General features: G+C 41.7%; 1 protein-coding gene. It reads left to right on the forward strand.

Translation table 11 applies throughout. From position 1 onward, the window contains the following. Positions 1-24 precede the first annotated feature (24 nt). Complete coding sequence (tuf, locus tag B0183_RS11760; protein ID WP_078208833.1) at positions 25-1,212, forward strand: elongation factor Tu; 1,188 nt, start codon at positions 25-27, stop codon at positions 1,210-1,212. Positions 1,213-1,358: the final 146 nt, after the last annotated feature.

A 1,358-nucleotide genomic window follows, 5' to 3' on the forward strand; every position in this document is an offset into this window, starting at 1 on the left:
TTCATCAACAAAGGAAACTTTACAATGGCTAAAGAACAATTTAATCGTGGCGATAAAGTCCACGTAAACGTAGGTACAATCGGTCACGTTGACCACGGTAAAACAACCTTAACAGCAGCAATCACAACCGTTCTTGCAAAAACTTTCGGTGGTGCTGCGCGTGCGTTTGACCAAATCGACAACGCACCAGAAGAGAAAGCGCGTGGTATTACCATCAACACTTCACACGTTGAGTACAACACAGCAACTCGTCACTATGCACACGTTGACTGCCCAGGACACGCGGACTATGTTAAAAATATGATTACTGGTGCGGCACAAATGGACGGCGCAATCTTAGTAGTTGCAGCAACAGATGGTCCAATGCCACAAACTCGTGAGCACATCTTATTAGGTCGCCAAGTAGGTGTTCCATACATCATCGTATTCTTAAACAAATGCGATATGGTTGACGATGAAGAGTTATTAGAATTAGTTGAGATGGAAGTTCGTGAACTTCTTTCACAATATGACTTCCCAGGTGATGACACACCAATCGTGCGTGGTTCAGCGTTACAAGCGTTAAACGGCGTGCCAGAGTGGGAAGAGAAAATTCTTGAATTAGCAAACCACTTAGACAACTACATTCCAGAGCCAGAGCGTGCGATTGATAAAGCTTTCTTATTACCAATCGAAGACGTATTCTCAATTTCAGGTCGTGGTACAGTAGTAACAGGTCGTGTTGAGCGTGGTATCATTAAAGCAGGTGAAGAGGTTGAAATCGTTGGTATCAAGGATACAACTAAAACAACTGTAACTGGTGTTGAGATGTTCCGTAAATTATTAGACGAAGGTCGTGCGGGTGAGAACGTTGGTGCATTATTACGCGGTACCAAACGTGAAGAAATCGAACGTGGTCAAGTATTAGCTAAACCGGGTTCTATCACTCCACACACAGACTTCGAATCAGAAGTTTACGTATTATCAAAAGAAGAAGGTGGTCGTCATACTCCATTCTTCAAAGGCTATCGTCCACAGTTCTACTTCCGTACAACTGACGTAACTGGTACTATCGAATTACCAGAAGGCGTAGAGATGGTAATGCCTGGCGATAACATCAAAATGACAGTAAGCTTAATTCACCCAATCGCAATGGACGAAGGTTTACGTTTCGCTATCCGTGAAGGTGGCCGTACCGTTGGTGCTGGTGTTGTTGCGAAAATCATCAAATAATCTGTTTTTAGTTTAAGAAGATTAGATTGTTATCTTAAGGGCATAGTAGATAAAACGGTTGTTAATTCGTCAAAAACTATGCCTATATGACAAAGTGGTTGCTAATGAATATTTTAATTATTCTTAGCAACTCTTTTTATTTAAAA

Source organism: Glaesserella parasuis (genome assembly GCF_002015085.1).
GTDB lineage: Bacteria > Pseudomonadota > Gammaproteobacteria > Enterobacterales > Pasteurellaceae > Glaesserella > Glaesserella parasuis.

Coding starts and splice junctions, on each gene's coding strand:
- tuf (WP_078208833.1), top strand. CDS start 25: ATGGCTAAAGAACAATTTAATCGTGGCGATAAAGTCCACGTAAACGTA.